The organism is Nocardioides potassii (assembly GCF_021648885.1).
Taxonomy (GTDB): Bacteria; Actinomycetota; Actinomycetes; order Propionibacteriales; family Nocardioidaceae; genus Nocardioides; species Nocardioides potassii.
In genome coordinates, this window is sequence record NZ_JAKJHZ010000002.1 from 76,925 (window position 1) to 96,463 (window position 19,539).

The 19,539-nt window shown below is 71.6% G+C and carries 21 protein-coding genes; 7 read left to right on the top strand and 14 right to left on the bottom strand.

Annotated features, from left to right (window positions below; genetic code table 11):
• Positions 1-74: 74 nt before the first annotated feature.
• Together L2K70_RS01400 and gmd are read right to left on the bottom strand one after the other, a co-directional pair.
• Complete coding sequence (locus L2K70_RS01400; protein WP_236397904.1) at positions 75-1,022, bottom strand: GDP-mannose 4,6-dehydratase; 948 nt, start codon at positions 1,020-1,022, stop codon at positions 75-77.
• Complete coding sequence (gene gmd / locus L2K70_RS01405; RefSeq protein WP_236397907.1) at positions 1,019-1,999, bottom strand: GDP-mannose 4,6-dehydratase; 981 nt, start codon at positions 1,997-1,999, stop codon at positions 1,019-1,021. Before gmd ends, L2K70_RS01400 begins: the two co-directional genes overlap by 4 nt.
• A gap of 43 nt (positions 2,000-2,042) precedes the next feature.
• Between gmd and galE the strand changes: the two genes are divergently transcribed.
• From galE to L2K70_RS01420, 3 genes are all read left to right on the top strand, one after another.
• Positions 2,043-3,056, top strand: coding sequence for a UDP-glucose 4-epimerase GalE (galE, locus tag L2K70_RS01410; RefSeq protein WP_236397910.1), 1,014 nt, complete (start codon positions 2,043-2,045; stop codon positions 3,054-3,056).
• Between the two features lie 215 nt (positions 3,057-3,271).
• On the top strand, positions 3,272-3,961 hold the full coding sequence (locus tag L2K70_RS01415) for an N-acetylmuramoyl-L-alanine amidase (protein ID WP_236397913.1): 690 nt from the start codon (positions 3,272-3,274) through the stop codon (positions 3,959-3,961).
• Positions 3,962-4,072: 111 nt separating this feature from the next.
• The gene (locus L2K70_RS01420; RefSeq protein ID WP_236397916.1) at positions 4,073-4,852 is read left to right on the top strand and encodes a DUF559 domain-containing protein; all 780 of its coding nucleotides are present in this window, start codon (positions 4,073-4,075) and stop codon (positions 4,850-4,852) included.
• A 46-nt stretch (positions 4,853-4,898) separates the two neighbouring features.
• Here L2K70_RS01420 and L2K70_RS01425 read toward each other — a convergent pair whose 3' ends face one another.
• Positions 4,899-5,801, bottom strand: a complete 903-nt coding sequence (locus L2K70_RS01425; RefSeq protein ID WP_236397919.1) for a dihydropteroate synthase — start codon at positions 5,799-5,801, stop codon at positions 4,899-4,901.
• 30 nt (positions 5,802-5,831) lie between these two features.
• Here L2K70_RS01425 and L2K70_RS01430 point away from each other — a divergent pair, with 30 nt between their 5' ends.
• A complete protein-coding gene (locus L2K70_RS01430; RefSeq protein WP_236397923.1) occupies positions 5,832-6,515 on the top strand; it encodes a dihydrofolate reductase family protein in 684 nt (227 codons plus the stop codon).
• Positions 6,516-6,522: 7 nt separating this feature from the next.
• Here the strand turns inward: L2K70_RS01430 and L2K70_RS01435 are convergent, their stop codons facing one another.
• The gene (locus tag L2K70_RS01435) at positions 6,523-7,047 is read right to left on the bottom strand and encodes a type 1 glutamine amidotransferase domain-containing protein (protein ID WP_236397926.1); all 525 of its coding nucleotides are present in this window, start codon (positions 7,045-7,047) and stop codon (positions 6,523-6,525) included.
• 69 nt (positions 7,048-7,116) lie between these two features.
• On the opposite strand from L2K70_RS01435, the gene npdG reads away from it, so the two are divergent.
• Positions 7,117-7,782, top strand: a complete 666-nt coding sequence (gene npdG, locus L2K70_RS01440) for an NADPH-dependent F420 reductase (RefSeq protein ID WP_236397929.1) — start codon at positions 7,117-7,119, stop codon at positions 7,780-7,782.
• Positions 7,783-7,871: 89 nt separating this feature from the next.
• Here npdG and L2K70_RS01445 read toward each other — a convergent pair whose 3' ends face one another.
• The 3 genes from L2K70_RS01445 to L2K70_RS01455 are packed head-to-tail and all read right to left on the bottom strand — an operon-like array spanning position 7,872 to position 10,582.
• The gene (locus L2K70_RS01445; protein ID WP_236397932.1) at positions 7,872-9,032 is read right to left on the bottom strand and encodes an acyl-CoA dehydrogenase family protein; all 1,161 of its coding nucleotides are present in this window, start codon (positions 9,030-9,032) and stop codon (positions 7,872-7,874) included.
• Between the two features lie 43 nt (positions 9,033-9,075).
• Positions 9,076-9,486 (bottom strand): ANTAR domain-containing protein, encoded by a 411-nt coding sequence (locus L2K70_RS21455; protein ID WP_236397935.1) that lies wholly within the window; start codon positions 9,484-9,486, stop codon positions 9,076-9,078.
• 31 nt (positions 9,487-9,517) lie between these two features.
• A complete protein-coding gene (locus L2K70_RS01455) occupies positions 9,518-10,582 on the bottom strand; it encodes a hypothetical protein (protein ID WP_236397938.1) in 1,065 nt (354 codons plus the stop codon).
• Positions 10,583-10,606: 24 nt separating this feature from the next.
• Between L2K70_RS01455 and L2K70_RS21460 the strand changes: the two genes are divergently transcribed.
• Entirely contained in the window at positions 10,607-11,017 is a 411-nt protein-coding gene (locus L2K70_RS21460; RefSeq protein WP_236397941.1) for a VanZ family protein, read from the top strand.
• Here the strand turns inward: L2K70_RS21460 and L2K70_RS01465 are convergent.
• Both L2K70_RS01465 and L2K70_RS01470 read right to left on the bottom strand, forming a co-directional pair.
• The gene (locus tag L2K70_RS01465) at positions 10,989-11,273 is read right to left on the bottom strand and encodes a PqqD family protein (protein ID WP_236397944.1); all 285 of its coding nucleotides are present in this window, start codon (positions 11,271-11,273) and stop codon (positions 10,989-10,991) included. The genes L2K70_RS21460 and L2K70_RS01465 overlap by 29 nt on opposite strands.
• Positions 11,270-12,133, bottom strand: coding sequence for a nucleotidyltransferase family protein (locus tag L2K70_RS01470; protein ID WP_236397947.1), 864 nt, complete (start codon positions 12,131-12,133; stop codon positions 11,270-11,272). Before L2K70_RS01470 ends, L2K70_RS01465 begins: the two co-directional genes overlap by 4 nt.
• 82 nt (positions 12,134-12,215) lie before the next feature.
• On the opposite strand from L2K70_RS01470, the gene L2K70_RS01475 reads away from it, so the two are divergent.
• Positions 12,216-13,706 carry a tyrosine-protein kinase domain-containing protein gene (locus tag L2K70_RS01475; RefSeq protein ID WP_236397950.1) on the top strand — a complete coding sequence of 497 codons (1,491 nt, stop codon included), beginning with the start codon at positions 12,216-12,218 and terminating at the stop codon, positions 13,704-13,706.
• Positions 13,707-13,712: 6 nt separating this feature from the next.
• Here L2K70_RS01475 and L2K70_RS01480 read toward each other — a convergent pair whose 3' ends face one another.
• The 5 genes from L2K70_RS01480 to L2K70_RS01500 form a co-directional block, all read right to left on the bottom strand.
• A complete protein-coding gene (locus L2K70_RS01480) occupies positions 13,713-15,125 on the bottom strand; it encodes a sugar transferase (protein ID WP_236397953.1) in 1,413 nt (470 codons plus the stop codon).
• An 18-nt stretch (positions 15,126-15,143) separates the two neighbouring features.
• Positions 15,144-16,253 carry a glycosyltransferase gene (locus tag L2K70_RS01485; protein ID WP_236397956.1) on the bottom strand — a complete coding sequence of 370 codons (1,110 nt, stop codon included), beginning with the start codon at positions 16,251-16,253 and terminating at the stop codon, positions 15,144-15,146.
• On the bottom strand, positions 16,253-17,275 hold the full coding sequence (locus L2K70_RS01490) for a glycosyltransferase family 4 protein (protein WP_236397959.1): 1,023 nt from the start codon (positions 17,273-17,275) through the stop codon (positions 16,253-16,255). Before L2K70_RS01490 ends, L2K70_RS01485 begins: the two co-directional genes overlap by 1 nt.
• Positions 17,268-18,434: an O-antigen ligase family protein gene (locus tag L2K70_RS01495; protein ID WP_236397962.1), complete on the bottom strand. Its 1,167-nt coding sequence runs from the start codon at positions 18,432-18,434 to the stop codon at positions 17,268-17,270. Before L2K70_RS01495 ends, L2K70_RS01490 begins: the two co-directional genes overlap by 8 nt.
• The coding region (locus L2K70_RS01500) for a glycosyltransferase (RefSeq protein ID WP_236397965.1) at positions 18,431-19,539 on the bottom strand (1,109 nt) is incomplete at its 5' end. The genes L2K70_RS01500 and L2K70_RS01495, both read right to left, overlap by 4 nt.

Here is a 19,539-nt window from a genome sequence, read left to right on the forward strand (position 1 = left end):
AGCGACGAGCCTCGAGACCTGACTGGTTTCGAGGCTCGCTGCGCTCGCACCTCAACCAGCGGGGAGCTCGCACCTCAACCAGCGAGTGGCGGGAGGTCGGCGGCCACCATCCGCGCCACGATCTCCTCGAACCCGACTGTGGGCTCCCAGCCGAGCACGTCGCGGGCCTTGGACGCGTCGCCCACCAGCTCGGTGGGGTCGGCGGGGCGGAAGAAGCGCTCGTCCTGGCGCACCAGCGGCTCCCAGTCGGCGATGCCGGCCGCGGCGAAGGCGGCCGCCACGAAGTCGCGCACGGAGTGGGCACGGCCGGTCGCGACCACGTAGTCGCCGGGGTCTTCGGCCCGGGCGGCGCGGACCATCGCGTCGACGTAGTCGGGCGCCCAGCCCCAGTCGCGGCGGGCGTCGAGGTTGCCCATGACGAGCTCGTCGGCCTCGCCACGCGCGATCGCGGCCACGGTCGAGGTGATCTTGCGGGTCACGAACCGCTCGTGGCGCCGCGGCGACTCGTGGTTGTAGAGCACGACGCTCGACACGTGCTGGTCGCGCTGCCGGAAGACGCCGGCGGAGAGGTGCGCGAAGGCCTTCGCGGCGCCGTACGGGTTCACCGGACGGACCGGGGTGTCCTCGGTCTGCGGCGACTCGGCGGCCTCGCCGAAGATCTCGGCGCTCGACGCCTGCACGAGGCGTACGCCGCCCACCTGGCGCGCGGACTCCATCAGCGCGACCGCCGCCTGCCCGTTGACGTGCGCGGTGAGGTCGGGCTCGTCCCACGACTGGGCGACCGAGCTGATCGCGGCGAGGTTGTAGACCTCCTGCGGCGCCACGTCGAGCACGAGGCGACGGGTCGCCTCGAGGTCGCCGAGGTCGCCCGTGTGGAGGACGACCTCCCCGGGGCAGTGCGCCGGGTGGCCGTCAGCGCTCAGGACGAGGGCGTGGACCTCCATGCCCTCGGAGACGAGACGTTCGGCGAGGTAGGTGCCGTCCTGGCCGCCGATGCCGGTGATGAAGGCGCGAGCCGTCACCAGCCCGCCTTGGCGGCGGCGATGTCGCTGTCCACCATCATCGCCACGAGCTCGGCGAACGAGACCGTCGGCGTCCAGCCGAGCTTGTCCTTGGCCTTGGACGCATCGCCGATCAGCAGCTCGACCTCGGCGGGCCGCATGAAGCGCGGGTCCTGCTTGACGAGGTGGGCCCAGTCGTCGACGCCGATGTGCTTGAAGGCCAGGTCGAGGTAGTCGCGGATGGACCAGGTCTCGCCGGTCGCGATGACGTAGTCGTCGGCCTCGTCCTGCTGCAGCATCCGCCACATCGCCTCGACGTAGTCGCCGGCGTAGCCCCAGTCGCGGCGGGCGTCGAGGTTGCCGAGGGTGATGTCGTCCTGGAGGCCGAGGCTGATCCGGGCGACGGCCTGGCTGATCTTGCGGGTCACGAACTCCGGCCCGCGGCGCGGCGACTCGTGGTTGAAGAGGATGCCCGACGAGGCGTGCATGCCGTAGGACTCGCGGTAGTTGATCGTCATGTAGTGGCCGTAGACCTTGCTCACGCCGTAGGGCGAGCGCGGCCAGAGCAGGGTGCTCTCCGACTGGGGGACCTCCTGCACCTTGCCGAACATCTCCGAGCTCGACGCCTGGTAGAACCGGATCGACGACGGGTCGTCGCCCGCGTGGAGGCGTACGGCCTCGAGCATGTTGAGCACGCCCATGCCGGTCACGTCGCTGGTGACGAACGCGTTCTCCCACGAGTAGGCGACGAACGAGATCGCGCCGAGGTTGTAGACCTCGTCGGGCTGGGCGTCGTTCATCGCGCGCATCAGGCTCGACAGGTCCGTGAGGTCGCCGTTGTGCAGCTGGACGTCGGGGACGAGGTTGGTGACGAGCTCGCGGCGGGGGTTGTTCTGGCCGCGGATGAGGCCGTGGACGTCGTACCCCTTCTCGAGCAGCAGCTCGGCGAGGTAGAGGCCGTCCTGGCCGGTGATTCCGGTGATGAGTGCACTGGGCATGGGGCGCATTCTGTCAGGAGCGCCGATCGTTAGGGTGACCCGCATGAAGATCCTCGTCAGCGGCGGAGCCGGCTACATCGGCTCGCACACCGTCGTCCAGCTCGTCGCCGCCGGCTACGACGTCGTCATCGTCGACAACTTCAGCAACTCCCACCCGGTGGTGCAGGGCCGGCTCGAGGCGCTGACGGGGCAGCGGATCGCGCTGCACTCCTTCGACCTCACCGACCACGACAAGACCGAGCACCTCTTCGCCACCGAGCACTTCGACGGCGTCATCCACTTCGCCGGCTTCAAGGCCGTCGGCGAGAGCGTCGAGAAGCCGCTGGACTACTACGAGAACAACCTCGTCTCGACCTTCGCCCTGGTCCGAGCGATGCAGCGCTACGACGTCGACAAGCTGGTCTTCTCCTCGAGCGCCACTGTGTACGGCGAGGACCAGGCCGCCGCGACCGAGGACCGCCGCACCTACGCGACCAACCCCTACGGCTGGACCAAGGTGATGCAGGAGCAGATCCTGCGCGACATCGCCGTCGCCTCGCCGCAGATGCGGTTCGCGCTGCTGCGCTACTTCAACCCGGTGGGCGCGCACCCGTCCGGGACGATCGGGGAGGACCCGTCGGGGATCCCCAACAACCTGGTGCCGTTCATCGCCCAGGTGGCCGTCGGCAAGCGCGAGAAGCTGATGGTGTTCGGCGGCGACTACGACACCCCGGACGGCACCGGCGTCCGCGACTACATCCACGTCGAGGACCTCGCCGCCGGCCACATCGCCGCGCTGAAGGCGCTCGAGACCACCGACGAGCCGGTCAACACCTGGAACCTCGGCTCCGGCACCGGCACCAGCGTGCTGGAGATGCTGCACGCCTTCGAGCGCGCGGTCGGCCGCGAGCTCCCCTACGAGATCGTCGCGCGGCGCCCCGGCGACATCGCGACGTCGTACGCCGACCCGTCCAAGGCCAACGCCGAGCTCGGCTGGCGCACCCAGAAGACGATCGACGACATGTGCGCCGACACCTGGCGCTGGCAGTCGCAGAACCCCGAGGGCTTCGCCGGGTGATCCTCCGGCTCGCGGCGGTCGTCCTGCTAGTCCTCGTCGGGCTGACCGCGCCCGCGTCCGCCGCGCCAGTGCTGGTCGAGGTGCGAGCGCAGCCATCGGTGGTTGAGGTGCGAGCGCAGCCATCGGTGGTTGAGGTGCGAGCGCAGCCCTCGGTGGTCGAGGTGCGAGCGCAGTCCTCGGTGGTTGAGGTGCGAGCGCAGTCCTCGGTGGTTGAGGTGCGAGCGCAGCGAGCCTCGAAACCACTGGGCGGCCGCACGATCGTCCTCGACCCCGGCCACCAGCTCGGCAACCACAACTTCCCGGCCCAGATCAACCGGCCGGTCCCGGCCGGCGGGTTCACCAAGCCGTGCAACACGACCGGCACGGCGACCGACGGCGGCTACCCCGAAGCGACGTTCGCCTGGCAGGTCTCGCGCCTCGTCGCCCGGAGGCTCCGCGCCCTCGGCGCGACTGTCGTGCTGACGCGGCACAGCAACCGTCAGGACCGGTGGGGTCCGTGCGTCGACGTCCGCGGCCGCGCGGGCAACGCGATCGACGCCGACCTCAAGCTGTCGGTCCACGCCGACGGGTCCTATGCCGCCGGCGCCCGCGGGTTCCACGTGATCGCTCCGGCCGACCGGGCGCCGTGGACCGACGACATCTTCCGGTCGTCGTCCCGGCTCGCGCGGGACGTGAAGGCAGGACTCGTGTCCCGCGGGTTCAGCCCCGCGAACTACATCGCGGGTGGTGACGGCCTCGACGTCCGCTCCGACCTCGGCACCCTGAACCTGTCCGACGTCCCGACCGTGATGGCCGAGCTCGGCAACATGCGCAGCGCCGCCGAGGCGCGGGTGATGACGTCTGCCGCCGGGCGGGCGCGCTACGCGCGCGGGCTCGTCGCCGGGGTGCGCGCCTTCCTGGGCTGACCACCGGGAAGGCAGTTCGTCGGCCCGGTCGACGCGCTTCGCGAGCTCGGCGGGGTCGCGACGTTCGGTGAGCTCGTCGGAATGACGACACCTCGCCAGCTCAGGACCGCAGTGGCGACAGGTCGGATCCACAAACCACGGCACAACCGGTACTGCCTGGCGGACGCCGAGGCCACGATGCTGGCCGTCGCGCGGACCGGAGGAACGGCCTCGCATCTCAGCGCCGCCCAGGAGTTCGGCTGGAAGCTCAAGCACGACCCGGTCAAGCCCTGCATCACCCTGCCGCGCAGTGCGCGCAAGCCAGCCGGCTCCTACGAGCTGCACTGGGGAGACCTCTCGGACCGCGAGCGTCGACGCAACGTCACGTCGAGGACCCGCACCGTCATCGACTGCGCACGGACGTACGAGTTCGACGTGGCGCTGTCCGTGGCCGACTCGGCGCTGCGGGAGGGGATCGTCGACCGTGATGACCTGCTCATCGCGGCTGCCCGCAGTCCGCGGACGGGGAGGAACAAGGCGCTGCGCGTTGCCCAGTCGGCGTCACATCGACGGGCGAACCCGTTCGAGACCTGCCTCTACGTGATCGCGACGACCGTCGCTGGCCTGCGCGTGGTCCCGCAGGGCGTGGTGCCGGGTGTGGGCTACGTCGACCTCCTGGATCGGTGGCTCGGCATCGTCATCGAGGCCGAGTCGTTCGAGCACCACTGGACGAAGGCCGGTCTCCAACGAGACGTGGACCGCTACACGCGAGCGGCGCGCCTCGGCCTGGTCGTGCTCCGCTTCACCTGGGCCGAGGTGATGTTCGCGCCCGACGAGGTCGCCGAGGCCATCGCGGACGTCGTCCGGTGGCGCACCGTGCAGGCAGTTGGGCGTCACGGCCTCGCCGCGTGAGCGTGACCGACAGCGGTCAGCACGCGAACTGCCTTCACGGTGGTCGTCAGCGCACGTCGAGCTCGTCCATCGAGCGGAGGACGACGCGGAGGTGGGCGGGTTCGTGGGTGCGGACCAGGTGGGTGCCGCCGAGGGTGGCGAGGACGCCGAAGAAGCCCTCGGCCTTGCGGAACTCGTCGCCGAAGAGGTCGAAGCTGTGCGGCACGGCGTTGCAGACGGGTACGCCGAGGGGGCGCAGGCGGAAGCCCTGCAGGAGCACGCGGGCCTGGTGCCGGGCACGGGTGATCGGGTCAACCAGGTTGCTGTAGTAGAAGCCCATCCCGGGGTCGATCACGACGCGGTCGACGCCGAGCTCGCGGGCGTGGGCGATGCGCGGCGCGAAGTGGTCGAGCAGCACCGGGACCGGGTCCTCGTCGGGCGGCACGTCGGAGATCTCGCGGACGTTGGCCGTCTCGCCGAAGCACAGCACGACAGCGGCGTCGTACTCCGCGGCGAGGGCGAGCATGTCGTCCTCGTGCTCGCGGCCGGTCATGTTGAGGATCCGGGCGCCGGCACCGAGGCAGGCGCGGACGACGTCGGGCTCGTAGGTCTCGACGGAGACGACGGCCTCCGCCGCCAGCCCCTTGACGGTCGGCACGAGAGCCTCGATCTGGTCGTCGGCCGTGACGCGTGCGGCCCTCGCCGTGCTCGACTCGGCGCCGAGGTCGATGATCGCCGCGCCCTGCGCGGCCTGCACACGCCCCATGCGGACGGCGTCGGCGGGGCTGGTCGCGACGCTCTCGCGGTAGGTGGAGTCGCGCGAGAGGTTCACGCACCCCATCACCGTCACCGGTCCGTCGCCGATGACGACGGAGCCGCGCGGGCCCTCGACCACCACGGGTGCGACGGGGCTGGCCCACGCGTCGCCGTGGGCGTCGTGGAGGGCGGCCAGGTCCGACAGGGTGATCACGCGATCGAGCGTAGAGGGCAGGATGAAGGCGTGACGGAGTCCTTCGAGCTGCAACGCCTGGCCGACCTCACCGACGACGAGCTGCAGGCGGCCTACGCGCCGCGCGGCGAGCCGTGGCTGCGGGTGAACTTCGTCAGCACGGTCGACGGCTCGGCCACCGGCGCCGACGGGCTGAGCGGCTCGATCAACAACGAGGCCGACAAGCGCGTCTTCGACACCCTGCGCAAGCACGCCGACTGCCTCGTGGTGGGAGCCGGCACCATTCGCGACGAGGAGTACGACGTCCCCGCCATCCCGGTGGTCGTCGTCAGCCGTAGCGCCGACGTGCCCCCGACACTCCGGGAGGCGCCGCGCGGCCGCGTGCTGGTGGCGACGGTGTCGTCGGCCAAGGGCCTCGACGAGGCGCGCGAGCTCCTGGGGCACGAGCAGGTGCTCGTGCTGGGCGAGGACGAGATCGACCTGGTGGCCTTGAAGGCCGAGCTGCTCAGCCGGGGCTGGCGCGACCAGCTCTGCGAGGGCGGACCGTCGCTCTTCGGTGACCTGCTCGCGGCGGGTGTCGTCGACGAGCTCTGCTGGACCATCTCCCCGCGCCTCGTCGCCGGCGACGGGCCGCGGATCGCGGGCGGACCCGTGGTCGACGTCGCGCTGCGTCCCGCCCTGCTGCTCGAGCAGGACGGGACGCTGCTGGGACGCTGGCTGGTCGACCGCTCCTAGGAGAGACCTACGAGAGCGCGTCGAGCAGCGCCTTGTTGAAGGCGGGGATGTCGTCGGGGTTGCGGCTGGTGATGAGGTTGCCGTCGACGACGACCTCCTCGTCGGCCCACTCGCCACCGGCGTTGCGGATATCGGTCTGGAGGCTCGGCCAGCTGGCGAGGCGCTTGCCCTTGACCCGGTCGGCCTCGACGAGCGTCCACGGGGCGTGGCAGATGGCGGCGACCGGCTTGCCCGAGTCGACGAAGTCGCGGACGAACGCCACGGCGGTCTCGTCGCCGCGCAGGGCGTCGGGGTTGGCGACGCCGCCCGGGAGGACGAGGGCGTCGTAGTCACCGATCGACACGTCGCTGACGCGGCGGTCGACGCGCTGGGTCTTCGACTTGTCGAGGTGCTGGAAGAGCTGTACCTCCCCCTCGTCGAGCGACAGGAGCTCGGCGGTGTGGCCGGCGTCGGTGGCCGCCTTCCACGGCTCGGTCAGCTCGACCTCCTCGACGCCCTCGGATGCGGTCAGGAATGCGATGCGCTTGGACATGGCTCCACCGTCGCTCGCGTCCCGGACCCGGACAACACACCTCGGGGTGGTGCCGCTAGCGTCGCCGACATGAGCGACGTCGACGTCTCCGCCCTGACCATCGCCGTGCTCGGAGGCACGGGTCCGCAGGGCCGGGGGCTGGCGCGCAGGTTTGCGGCCGCCGGGCTCGAGGTCGTGCTGGGCTCGCGGGACGCGGCGCGGGCGGCGTCCGCCGCCGACGACCTCGCGTCGGTCGGTCGCGTCCGGGGCACCTCCAACGCCGAGGCCGCCGCAGCCGGTGACGTCGTGCTCGTCGTCGTGCCGTGGGACGGCCACCGCGAGCTGCTGGAGTCGCTCGCCGACGAGCTCGCCGGCAAGGTCGTCGTCGACTGCGTGAACCCGCTCGGCTTCGACAAGCAAGGCCCCTACGCCCTCCCGGTCGAGGAGGGCTCGGCCACCCAGCAGGCCGCCGCGATCCTCACCGGCTCGCGCGTCGTCGGTGCCTTCCACAACGTCAGCGCCGTGCTGCTCGAGGACCCGTCGGTCACCTCGATCGACACCGACGTGCTCGTCCTCGGCGACGACCGCGAGGCCACCGACCTGGTGCAGGCGCTCGCGGACGTCGTACCCGGCATGCGGGGGAGGTACGGCGGCCGCCTCCGCAACGCGCACCAGGTCGAGGCGCTCACCGCCAACCTGATCGCCATCAACCGGCGCTACAAGGCCCACGCCGGCATCCGGGTGACCGACGTCTGAGCGAGCTTCGTGGTCGAGTCCTACGGTTGTCGGCCGAGATCTCGGCCGACAACCGTCGTGGTCACCGGACATCCGGTGACTCCAGCGATCTAGCTGATCCCGGCCGCGGTGTACGTGGGGAGGGGGCGCGGGGTGAACATCCGCTGGATCTGGTTGGTGCCCTCGAAGATCTGCATCACCTTCGCCTCGCGCATGTAGCGCTCGACGGGGAAGTCGCGGGTGTAGCCGTAGCCGCCGAGGACCTGGACGGCGTCGGTGGTGACCTTCATGGCGTTGTCGGTGGCGACGAGCTTGGCGATGGAGGCCTCTCGGGAGAACGGCAGCCCGGCGTCGCGCAGCCGCGCGGCGTGGAGCATGGTCGCGCGGGCCGAGACGATCGCCGCCTCCATGTCGGCGAGGACGAACGCGAGGCCCTGGTGGTCGATGATCCGGGTGCCGAACGTCTCCCGCTCGCGGGCGTAGGCCACCGCGGAGTCGAGCGCGCCCTGGGCGAGCCCGACTGCCACGGCGGCGATGCCGAGCCGGCCGGAGTCGAGCCCGGCGAGCGCGATCTTGAGGCCCTCGCCCTCCTCGCCGAGGCGGCGTTCGGCAGGCACGCGGACGTTGTCGAACCGCATCGTCGCGGTCGCGGAGCCGGTCAGGCCCATCTTCCGCTCCGGCGGGTCGGCGGAGAGCCCCTCGGCGTCGGCGGGGACGAGGAAGCAGGAGATGCCGTTGCGGTCGTCGGACGTGCGAGCCATCACCTTGTAGAAGTCGGCGTGGCCGCCGTGGGTGGTCCACGCCTTGGCGCCGTTGATGACGTACGAGTCGCCGTCGCGACGCGCGGTCGTCCGCATCGCGGCCGGGTCCGAGCCTGCGTGGGGCTCGGAGAGGCAGTACGCCCCGAGCAGGTCGCCGCTCAGCATGTCGGGGAGCCACTGCTCGCGCTGCTCGTCGGTGCCGAAGTAGGCGAGCCCGAAGCACGACAGCGCGTGCACGGAGACACCGACGCCGACCGACGCCCACACCGCGCCGATCTCCTCGAGCACCTGGAGGTAGACCTCGTAGGGCTGGTCGCCGCCGCCCATCTCCTCGGGGTAGGGCAGGGACAGCAGGCCTGCCTGGCCGAGCATGGCGAACACGTCGCGGGGGAACGTCTCGCTCGCCTCGGCCTCCGCCGACCGCGGCGCGAGCTCCTTGGTGGCGATCTCGCGGGTGAGCGCGAGGAGGTCGCGTGACTCCTCGGTGGGCAGCTGGCGGCGGGCAGTCATGTTGGCACGCTACCGCCGGGCCGGGGCCGCACGACGACCCGGGCTAGCGGCCCGTCGAGGCCTCGCCGACGAGTGTCTGGGCGAGGTCGCGCAGCTTGGTGTTGGTGCGCTGGCTCGTCTCCTTGAGGACGACGAGTGCCTCCTCCTGCGTGATGTTCCGCGACGCCATCAGGATGCCGAGCGCTGCGCCGATGGTGCGTGAGGAGGTGAGCGCCGCCTGGAGCTCGGCCACGTGCTGCTGGTGCAGCACCCCGTCGGCCTGCAGCGCGGCGATGAGCTCGCGGTCGATCATGGACCGCGCCTCCAGGTCGTCGGCCCGCTCCTGGGCGGCGTCGGCACGGAGCTCGGCGCGATCGGCGCGCTCGGTCAGCCCATCGATGTCCGCGCGGTTGCGCTTCATGATCTGCACGAGCTCGTCGATCTGTCGCTGCAGATCGTCGTACTGGTGGGTCACGAGGCCATTTTGCCGGTCGAGTGCGGGCTCCTCAAGCGGGTGGCCCGATGACCAGCCCGTCCTCGGCGAGGAGGGCGAGGGCACCCGCCACCAGACCTTCGGCGTCAGGGTGATCGCCCATCTGCTCGGTGGTCGTGACGACGAGCTCGTCGAGCGTGCGCGGCCCGGTCAGCGCGAGCCAGAGGACCAGTCCGAGGCCGACGAGGACCCGGACCTCCGTGTCGACCATGACCACGACCTCGTCGTCGTACTCCACCGCGTCGAGCCAGGGCTCTCGTCGCCAGGCACCCGGCGTGGGCAGGCCGCGCGTGCCGCGCCAGGGGTGGTGCGCCCGCGCGGGTGCCGGCCGCGGCTCCCGGTCGAGCAGGCCGACGAGCTCGTCGAGCCGTTCGCCGATCTCGCGGTAGCGGAGGCTCCACACGCCGCCACACGCGTCGATCGTCTCGGCCAGGCGCAGGATGGGCTGCTCGACCTCCACGAGGGACGACGTCTGCTGGACGATCTCCGCGATGGCGTACGCCGGGGCGACCGGCACGAGCCCCGAGTCGTCCTCGCCCCGGTGCAGCAGGACGATGCGGTGCAGCCGCGACACGGGCGGGGGTCGGAGGAGACCGGCGTCGTCGGGAGACACCGACAGCTTGACCTGCGGGTTCGTCGGGTCGGTGATGACGGACAGCGGCTTGGGGTGTGCGTGGACCACCAGTGCCTCGTCGAGGGACACCGTCTCGTCGGACAGGTAGCCCAGCCGCGTGGCCAGCAGTGCGACAGCCGTCGTCTTGCCCGACCCGGAGGGGCCGATGACGGCCAGCGTCCGGCCGTCCTCGTCAGCCACGGCGCCGCCGTGGATGTTGATCCGCTGACCCTTGGTCGCGTCGAGAGCGGCGACGGTCACCAGTGCGGTGGTCGCATAGTCGGTCGCGACGTCACCGTCACCGTGGAGCCGGTCGAGTTCGATGACGACCACGGGCGACCGGTCGGAGAGGGACCGGCTCCACTGGCGGCGCAGACGCTCCGCGTCGGGACCGGTGACCGGGATGCCGACGGGGACCCCGAGTGCGTCCACCACGACCTCGGGCGGAGCGTCCTCGTTGTCCACGACGGCCACTCTAGGGTGGACGACGTGGGTCGCGTGGGTCGTTGGTACGCCGTCGTGCTGCTGGCGGCGTACGTCGCGGCCCTCCTCGTCGTGGTGACCCAGCCCTGGGGCTGGGAGCTGAACCGCCTGACCGTCCGGCTGTGGACCTTCTTCCGGTTCGACTGGCCGGTCGCGCCGAGGCGCATGGGACCGGAGCACTACGGAGTGCTGCTCAACGTCCTGCTCTTCGTGCCCTTCGGCGCCCTGCTGACGATCGCGCTGCGCCGCCCTTGGTGGTGGGCGACCACCGCGGCGCTGGTGACGTCCGCGCTGGTCGAGCTCGCGCAGCATCGCTGGCTCGAGCGCGACGGCAGCTGGAGTGACGTCGCGGCCAACACGTGCGGCGCGTTGATCGGGGCGCTGGCCGTCAGGCGGTGGTCACGAGATCGAGCCTGACCAGCTCCTCGACCAGGGAAAGGACGTCCTCGTCGATGTCGGCGGGCTCCGCACCCCACATCTGGGCGGCCGCAGCGGTGATCTCCGCGGGCGACCCGCCCTCCGCCAGCGCCAGCCACACGACGCAGGCCGGACCTTCGAGCGTGGTCGGGGGACCCTGGGGCAGTCGCGTGACGTAGGCGGTCGGGGTGCCACCGTTGTCGAGGTCCTCGTGGCTCACCCACGCCACGTCGTCGGCGATCCGGTACCGGGTCATCGGCGCTCCCACCGACGCGAGAGCTCGCCGACCGCGCGACGCAGACGACGCACCTGGCGGGCGCGGACCTCCTGACGCGTCGGCGGGTGTCCCAGCTCCATCCTGAGGTGGTCGCGGTTCACGCGCAGCGCGGAAGTGAGGAGCCCGGCCTTGGCGCGGGTCCCCGTCGCCGCCGTCAGGCGGGCGCGCCACTCGTCGAGCCGGCTCCCGCCGTGCAGGAAGTGGTGCCACAGGGCGTACGTCGGCGCCCCCCGGTGCAGCTCGAGCTCACCGATCCCCGCAGCGAGGGCGACCTCGGCGCCCAGCTCTGCCGTCAGCCGGCGGACCTCCGCCTGCTCGGCGGGGTCGGCACTCGTCCACGCCGCCTCGACGTCACCGAGCCCGCCCGAACGGGCGGCGTGCAGCACGAGGACGAGGCGTTGGGCGGTGCGACACGGGACCGGGCAGGGGCGGTGCGCGATGGGGTGCAGTACGGCGTCGCGCGACAGCACGTCGAACGCCCGCTCGGCGTCGATGGTGACGCCGGGCCAGCTCACGTGCACGTCGACCCAGCCCCAGCCGTCGTGCCACCAGTTCGCGGCGTGCGCGAAGACCGAGCCGGTGGCGAAGTCGGTGCGCTGCTCCCACCCGACGGACTCCAGGGCGTCCACCAGCTTGTGGAGGTGCGAGGGACGCACGAGCACGTCGACGTCGCTGGACTGGCGGTTGCCCGCCCGCAGGCCCGGGAGGACGGCTGGGCCCTTGAGGTGCAGCAGGTCGATCCCGCGGTCGTCGGCCAGCTTCTGCACCACGGCGTGCGCCAGGTGGACGCGCGCGCCGATGGGCATCTGGCCCGTCGCCGCGCTCGCCTGCTGGGTCATGGGGCCATCGTGCCAGCCGCACGACCGGGCGGTGTCCCGGTTATGACCGGATGACTGCGCGTCTCGGCCTAGACTCGCGAGCATGACGTTTGCCGACTTCGTGAGGCTGAGCCGCGCCTACGTGTGGGTGCTGATCGGCTGCACGATCCTCGGCGCCCTGCTGATGATCGCCAAGACCACCCGGGAACCGGTGCTCTACGCGGCCACCTCGTCGGGGCTGGTGCGGGTCGGGCAGGCCACGGACGCGGGCACGGAGCAGGGCAACAGCCAGCTCGCCGAGGACAAGGCCAACCTCTACGCGTTCCTCGTCTCCAAGCAGCCCGTGGCGCAGGAGGTGGTCGACGAGCTCGGCCTCGACGTGCCTCCGTCGGCGATCGCGGGGCGGTTCTCCGCCTCCGTCGACGCCGACGTCAACTCGATCACGATCACCGCCATCGGCACCACGCCGGAGGAGGCGCGCGACCTCGCCAACGCCGTGGTCAAGGCGGTGGTCGTCGTGGCGGAGGACGTCGACGGCGACACCGGCCTCACCAAGATCATCCCGCTCGAGGAGGCGCAGCTGCCGGGCGCCCCCTTCACCCCGGACTACCAGCGTGCCGCCATGAAGGGCGCCGCCGGTGGGTTGGCCATCGCCTACGGGTTCCTGATCGCCCGCCGCCTCATCGACCGCCGGGTGCGCTCGGCCAAGCACGTCGAGGAGGCAACCGGGGCGTCCGTCCTCGGGGTGATCCCGAAGGAGGAGGTGCTCGGTCGCACCCACCGTGGCGTCCGCGGCGACCTCGGTCGGGCCGCCGAGTCGTTCCGTCAGCTGCGCACCAACCTGCGCTTCGTCGACGTCGACAACGAGCCGCGCAAGATCGTGGTGACCTCGGCGCTGCCCGGGGAGGGCAAGTCCACGGTGTCCTCCAACATCTCGCGCCTGGTCGCCCAGGCGGGCACCAAGGTGCTGCTGGTCGACGCCGACCTGCGGCGCCCGATGATCGCCACCACCTTCGAGATCGACGGTGCCGTGGGCCTGACCCAGGCCCTCGCCGGCGACATCGACGTCAGAGACGTCATCGTCGACTCCGGGATGACCAACCTGAGCCTCCTGCCCGCCGGGCGCATCCCGCCCAACCCGAGCGAGCTGCTCGGGTCGCTGAAGATGAAGCAGCTGATCGACGAGCTGTCCGAGGAGTACCTCGTCATCCTCGACGCGCCACCGCTTCTCCCGGTGACCGACGCCGGCCTGCTCTCCGCCTTCTGCGACGGCGCCCTGCTGGTGCAGGCGTCGGGGAAGACCCAGATCGAGCAGAGCCAGCACTGCCGCCGGATCCTCGACCAGGTCGGCAGCCGGCTGCTCGGCGTCGTGCTCAACAAGGCGCCGGTCAAGGGCGCCAACGCGATCGTCTACGGCGGTGGCTACGGCGGCTACGGCGGCTACGGCGGCTACGGCGGTGGCTACAAGTCGGAGTACAAGTCGGTCGACGCCTACTCCACGGCCGGCAAGGGCCGGCGCCGGAAGCCCCCGAAGGCCGAGAAGACCGACAAGGCCGAGAAGCCCGCCAAGCCCGCCAAGGCGGCGAAGGCCTGACCGGGGTCAGTAGGCGCCGCGGCTGCCGATCACGGCGCTGACGGTGCGGGCCAGGATCAGCAGGTCCTGCACCATCGACCAGTTGTCGACGTAGTAGAGGTCGAGGCGGACGGTGTCCTCCCACGACAGGTCGGAGCGGCCGGAGACCTGCCACAGTCCGGTCATGCCGGGCAGCACGTTGAGCCGGCGGAGCATGTCGTCCTCGTACTGCTGCACCTCGGACGGCAGCGGCGGCCGCGGTCCGACGAGGCTCATCTCACCCCGCAGGACGTTGATCAGCTGAGGCAGCTCGTCGAGCGAGAACCGGCGGATGAAACGACCCGGCTTGGTCACGCGGGGATCGTCGGCGCTCTTGAAGAGCACGTGGTCGCGCGCCTCGAGCTCCGTCAGTCGCTGCTCGGCATCCACTGACATCGAGCGCAACTTGAGGCAGGTGAACTCCGCCCCCTCGCGGCCAACGCGAGTCTGCCGGAAGAGCGACGGTCCGCCGTCGTGCCACCTGATCCACAACATCAGACCGAGGAGCAGGGGCCACAGCACGGCGAGGATCGCGAGCGAGCCGACCACGTCGAAGGCGCGCTTCGCGTCGTTGGTGGCCAGCTGCGAGCGCGACCGGCCGAGGTGCATCAGCGGCAGCCCGGCGACCGGGCGGATCCGCACGCGCTCGCTCGACACGTCGGTCACGTTGGGGGCCACGATGATCTGCACGTGGGCGTGGTCCTCGAGGTCCCACGCGAGGCGACGCAGGGCCGTCGAGGAGCTCACGGCACCTGCCGTGAAGAAGACGACGTCGGGGTTGAGCTCGTCGACCACCGCCCGCACCTCCTCGCTGTGCCCGAGCACCGGGAGGCCGGTCGAGGTCGTCTCGAGGCCCGCGTAGTCGCTCGGGACGAGGCAGCCCATCACCTGGTAGCCCAGCCACTTCTCGCGTGCGAGCACGGTGTGGATCTCGCCGATGTAGCCGGGCGTGCCGACGAGCAGCACCTTCTCGTTGAAGTGCCCGGCGGCACGCAGGCGCTGGATCAACCGTCGGGTCAGCAGCCGGCCCAGGACGAGGAGGACCACCCCGAGCGGGAAGAGGAGCACGAAGAACCCGCGGGAGAGGGGGTACTGCATGAGGAAAGCCATCGTGGCCACCAGGGCGGCGGTGAAGAACGAGGCGTTGACGACGAGCTTGAACTCCTCGGTCCCGGCGCCGAACACGTCGAGCTCGTAGGTACCGAAGAACGCCAGCATCACCAGCCAGGTGCCGACGAAGAACACGCTGGCGAGCGCGGAGTTCTCCAGGACGTCGCCGGCCGTGTCGAAGACCGGCAGCGAGACCCGGAAGCGGATGGCCAGGACCGTGGCGAGGGCGATCATGAGCAGGTCGACGCTGCCGACCATCCACGGCAGGAGCCTGATCCCCTCAGGGCGCATGTCGGTCCACCTCCTCGCTCAGCCGTCCGTCTCGCCGAGTGCGATCGCTCGGATCCTGTCGATGAACCGGGCCTCCCCGAACTCCTCGGCCCTGCGCCTCATTGTGTCAGCGTCCCAGTCGTGGCGGTCCGAAAGGGCGAGGGTCGCAGCGATGTCGTCCGGCGTGGGCCGGTCGAAGAACAGGCCCGTGCTGCCCTCGATCACCGTCTCGAGGAAGCCGCCGCCGCGCAGGGCAGCGGCCGGCACGCCGAACGCCGCCGCCTCCAGCGGCGCGAGCCCGAAGTCCTCGTGGCTGGCCGCCACCAGCACCCCTGCGCGGGAGTAGACCCAGCGGAGCTGGGCATCGCTCAGGCCGCCGAGCAGCTGCACGTGGTCGGGGAGCGTGGCCCGCAGCCGCGCCTCCTCCGGCCCGTGGCCGACGACCACGAGGCGGCGCCCCGTGCCTCGGACGGCCTCGATGACGGCGTCGACGTTCTTGTAGGGGAGCAGGCGCGACACCACGAGCGCGTAGCCCGGCTCCCACCCCGCCAGCTCGGGCACGGTCTCCTGCTCGGCCGAGGCGTCCATGCCGTGCGGCGGTGGGAGCAGCTCGGCCTGCCTGCCGTACGTCGCCGCGATCCGCTGCTGGACGACGCGGCTGTTGGCGAGGTAGGTGTCCACCCGGTCGGCGGCGCGCCGGTCCCAGCGCCGGAGCAGCGGGCGCAGCGCGAGGACGGGTGGTCCGAGCGGGGAGCGCCACGCGGGCCCGCCGAGGTACTCGTCGGTCTGGTACAGCCACCGCGCCGGGTTGTGGCAGTAGACGACCGTGCGGCCCGAGGTGCTGAAGCCGTGCGCCCAGCCGCTGCTCGACGCCACGACGACGTCCGCATCGATGTGCATGCGCGACGACGCGGGGGCGAGCAACGGCAGCGCGAGGCGGTGGTCGTGGCGGAGCGCGCCTAGCCGGTTGATCGGGGAGGTCCGGACGTCGGCGTCGGCGAACTCCGGGTAGGTGCCCTCGGGGTCGTAGAGCGTGGTGTGGACGGGCGCGCCGGGGAAGGCCCTCATGAGGCTCAGCACCACACGCTCGGCACCGCCGCGCTGGGTGAGGTAGTCGTGGGCGATGGCCACGGTCGGAGCGCGGCCCATCACGCCCCCACCTCGTCGAGGAGTCGTCGTACGCGCTCGCGTCCGGCCGCGGGGGAGTACTCGTCCTCCCACCGCTTCCGCGCCACGTCGGTCACGGTCCTCAGCCGCTCGGGTCCGGCCGACAGCGCGTCCCGCACCTCTCGCGCGAGGTCGTGCGGGTCGCCGCTTCGCGCGACCCACGGGTGGGTCGGGCCGGCCACCTCGGGGAGGGCCCCGGCGTCGGTCACCACGAAGGGGACGCCCGCCGCCATCGCCTCGGCCACGACGAGCCCGAAGGACTCCGCGATGCGGCTCGGGAAGACCGCGAGGTCCACCTGGTCGAAGAATGCGTCGGGGGAGTCGACGCGGCCGAGCAGGCTCACCCTCTCCCCCAGTGCTGCGAGCGCCTCTCGGACGGGTTGGCCCTCGGCGTCAGGCACCCAGCGCGCGTCGCCGGCCACCACGAGGCCGACGTCCTCGAGGCCTCGCTGGGTGAGTGCGTCCGCCAGCACGTCCAGCCCCTTGATCGTCGAGAGCCGCCCCAGGAAGCCGACGCGCCCCCCATGGGCCCGATCAGAGCGGCGCCGCAGGTCGTCCGTCCAGTTGGCGAACGGCTGTGCACCGCCGAGCCGTCGGGCGAGGAACCGCGACGGCACGAGCAGACGGTCGCTCCCGGCCCGCGCGGCGACCAGCGCCCCCATCTGTGCCCGTGAGCGCGGGAGCTGGTGGAGGTGCACGATGCGACGCCGGTGACCGGCGGTGGCGAGCGAGGGGACCAGGCCGTGGCACCAGAGCAGGCCGCTCCTGTGGCTGCGGTCCCACGACCGGAGGCGTCGCAGGTAGTGCTGCCGGTTGTCTGCTCGGATCGCCACGGGCACGGCACCCACCCCCGCGGCAGCGTCCAGCACCTCGGTCGGGGAGTCGGGGGCGACCACGGCCACGTCGTGGCCCAGGTCGAGCAGTGCAGCCGCGGCACGGATGAGCATCTGCTCGCCACCGCCCAGGTCGGCGTTGTTGGCGGCGAGGTGGATCCGATCAGCCATCGGGTGGTTCCTCGGCAGGGCGACGTAGGGCGTGCCCGAGGGCGAAGGCGACCACCACGCTCACCGGAGTGTCGAGGAGCACCTCGCCGAGGGTGATCGCCATGACGCCGGTAGAGACGATGGCGGCCTGGCATGCCGCGGCCTTGAGGTCCCCCTGCCGGGATTGCGGCGACACTACGACGAAGCAATACGCCAGCAGCAGCAGGATAAGAAGGAGGGCCGGCCAGCCGCCCTCCTGGCGGGTCGCCAGGTAACTGTTGTGGAAGTAGAAGGTCAGGTCCCGGATCTGGACGGTCGCCGTCCCCGGTCCGTTGCCGTACCACGGTGCGCCCGCCAGCTCGACCTGCTCCTGCGCGATGATCCGGAGGCGCAGCCTGTCGCTGCCGGAGCGGTCCGAGAAGGGTCCGACCGTGGTGAGGCTCTCCGGAATGTTGTTGACGGCCCAGACCATCCCGATTGACAACACGGCACCCGCCACTTGGCCCAGCCTGCGCCCGAGGAGCAGCCACACGGCCGCGAAGGCGCCGGCGAGGAGGCCAGTGCGTGAGTAGACGAGGACCAGACCGACCACGATCGGCACGGCGACCGCAATGCGCACCTTGGCGCGGTCGTCGCAGAAGAAGATGGCGAGGATCCCCACCACGGCGATGAAGTACGCCCCGGCGTTGGGGTCCGCGAGGTAGCCGGTCAGCCGTCCGGGGTAGTAGTCGCCGCCCACCTTGACGATCGCGAGCGCGATCACCACGACGAACCCCGTCGCCAAGCCCGCCCCGGCCGACCTGAGCGAGACCCTGCCGGTCCCACCAGCCCAGATCATCCCGGCCATGATGACTACGTGCCCGACGCGGCGCGTCCAGTCCACCTCGACCAGCGCCGGCCCGTTCGCCAGCCCGGAGTAGACGAGCACGGCGAGCAGGGCACCGATGATCAGCACGACGGCACCCGGAAGCCTGGCCCCGCCGCGAGAAGGTCGGAACGCACACAAGCCGACGAGAACGACGATCGCCAGCTCGTTGAGCGGGAAGCCCGCCACCGCGATCGAGCGCACCGGCAGAAGGGCGAGAAGGAAGAAGTCAGTCGCCCGGATCTCGCGGTCGGCCTCGTCGGCTCGCGCAACCGTCTTGTCCGGGAGCGCCCACGGCGTGTCCTTCGCGCTCACGTCCGTGCTCCGGCGTCGGCGTACGTCGCGGCGATCCGCCCGCACATGTCAGCGACCGACGGCCAGCCAGCCAGCCCCGGGCGCACCTCGGGCTTGAGTCCCTGGTCGGCCAAGGTGGCAGCGATCGCGGTGGTGTCGGTCGCATCGACCAGGGTGCTCGCCGGGAGGATCTCCGGGTTCCCGCCGACCGAGGTCGCCACCACGCCCATCCCGCGGGCCGCGGCGTCGAGCAGCGCGTAGGAGCAGTTCTCCCAGACCGACATCATCGCCAGCACGTCGTGCTCGGCCATCGCGAGGTTGGGGTCGACGAACCCCGGCATGGTCACGGCGTCGGTCAGGGCGAGCCGCTCGACCTGCCGGCGCAGCGCGGCCTCCTCGGGACCGGTCCCGGCCAGCGTCAGCCGTGCCTCCGGGTGTGCCCGGCGGAGCTCGGCGAAGCCGTCGACCAGGGCGGGCAGGCGCTTCTCCGGTGACAGCCGTGCCAGGGAGAGGATCCGCAGGCCCGGTCCTCTGGTCCCTTTCCGTGGTTCAGGTGCGAGCGGGGCGAGCCTCGAAACCTCGTCGATCGGGTCGACGCCGTTCGGGATCACGGTCAGCGGGACCTTCGGGTGCCACTTGTCGCGCATCGCGTCCGCGGTGGCCCGGCTGACGGCGATGGCAGCGTCGAAGCGACGCAGCCGGGCCGTGTGGGCGAGCGCCATGACGCGGCTCTTGGCCGACGAGAGGTGGTAGACCGCGTCGTCGCGCGCGATCCCGTGCTCGGTGGTGACGAGCCGCGGGCCGCGCACGACGAGGGCGGCCACGATGTCGGCGTAGGCGAGGTGCGAGTGCACCACCGCCGGCCGCTCACGCCGTACGACGTCGCGCAGCGTCCGCGCCGACGACGGAAGCCCGTGCGCCGGGCCGAAGTCGCCCTCGACCACCTCGGCGCCGACCGTGCGCAGCTCGCGCGGCAGGTCGCCGGGCGGGGTGAGGAAGATCAGTCGCCAGCCAGGGACGCCGGTGCGCGCCACGTCGAGGACGTGGCGCGCCACCCCCGCCAGGTCGCTCACCGGGACCACCCAGAGGGCGGTCGGCAACCCGGCGGGCGGCAGAACCCTTGCAC

Bases quoted from the DNA above. Each gene is read 5' to 3' on its own strand.
- gmd (WP_236397907.1), bottom strand. From the start codon at position 1,999: ATGCCCAGTGCACTCATCACCGGAATCACCGGCCAGGACGGCCTCTAC.
- galE (WP_236397910.1), top strand. From the start codon at position 2,043: ATGAAGATCCTCGTCAGCGGCGGAGCCGGCTACATCGGCTCGCACACC.
- L2K70_RS01435 (WP_236397926.1), bottom strand. From the start codon at position 7,047: ATGTCCAAGCGCATCGCATTCCTGACCGCATCCGAGGGCGTCGAGGAG.
- npdG (WP_236397929.1), top strand. From the start codon at position 7,117: ATGAGCGACGTCGACGTCTCCGCCCTGACCATCGCCGTGCTCGGAGGC.
- L2K70_RS01445 (WP_236397932.1), bottom strand. From the start codon at position 9,032: ATGACTGCCCGCCGCCAGCTGCCCACCGAGGAGTCACGCGACCTCCTC.
- L2K70_RS01465 (WP_236397944.1), bottom strand. From the start codon at position 11,273: ATGACCCGGTACCGGATCGCCGACGACGTGGCGTGGGTGAGCCACGAG.
- L2K70_RS01470 (WP_236397947.1), bottom strand. From the start codon at position 12,133: ATGACCCAGCAGGCGAGCGCGGCGACGGGCCAGATGCCCATCGGCGCG.
- L2K70_RS01475 (WP_236397950.1), top strand. From the start codon at position 12,216: ATGACGTTTGCCGACTTCGTGAGGCTGAGCCGCGCCTACGTGTGGGTG.
- L2K70_RS01480 (WP_236397953.1), bottom strand. From the start codon at position 15,125: ATGCGCCCTGAGGGGATCAGGCTCCTGCCGTGGATGGTCGGCAGCGTC.
- L2K70_RS01485 (WP_236397956.1), bottom strand. From the start codon at position 16,253: ATGGGCCGCGCTCCGACCGTGGCCATCGCCCACGACTACCTCACCCAG.
- L2K70_RS01490 (WP_236397959.1), bottom strand. From the start codon at position 17,275: ATGGCTGATCGGATCCACCTCGCCGCCAACAACGCCGACCTGGGCGGT.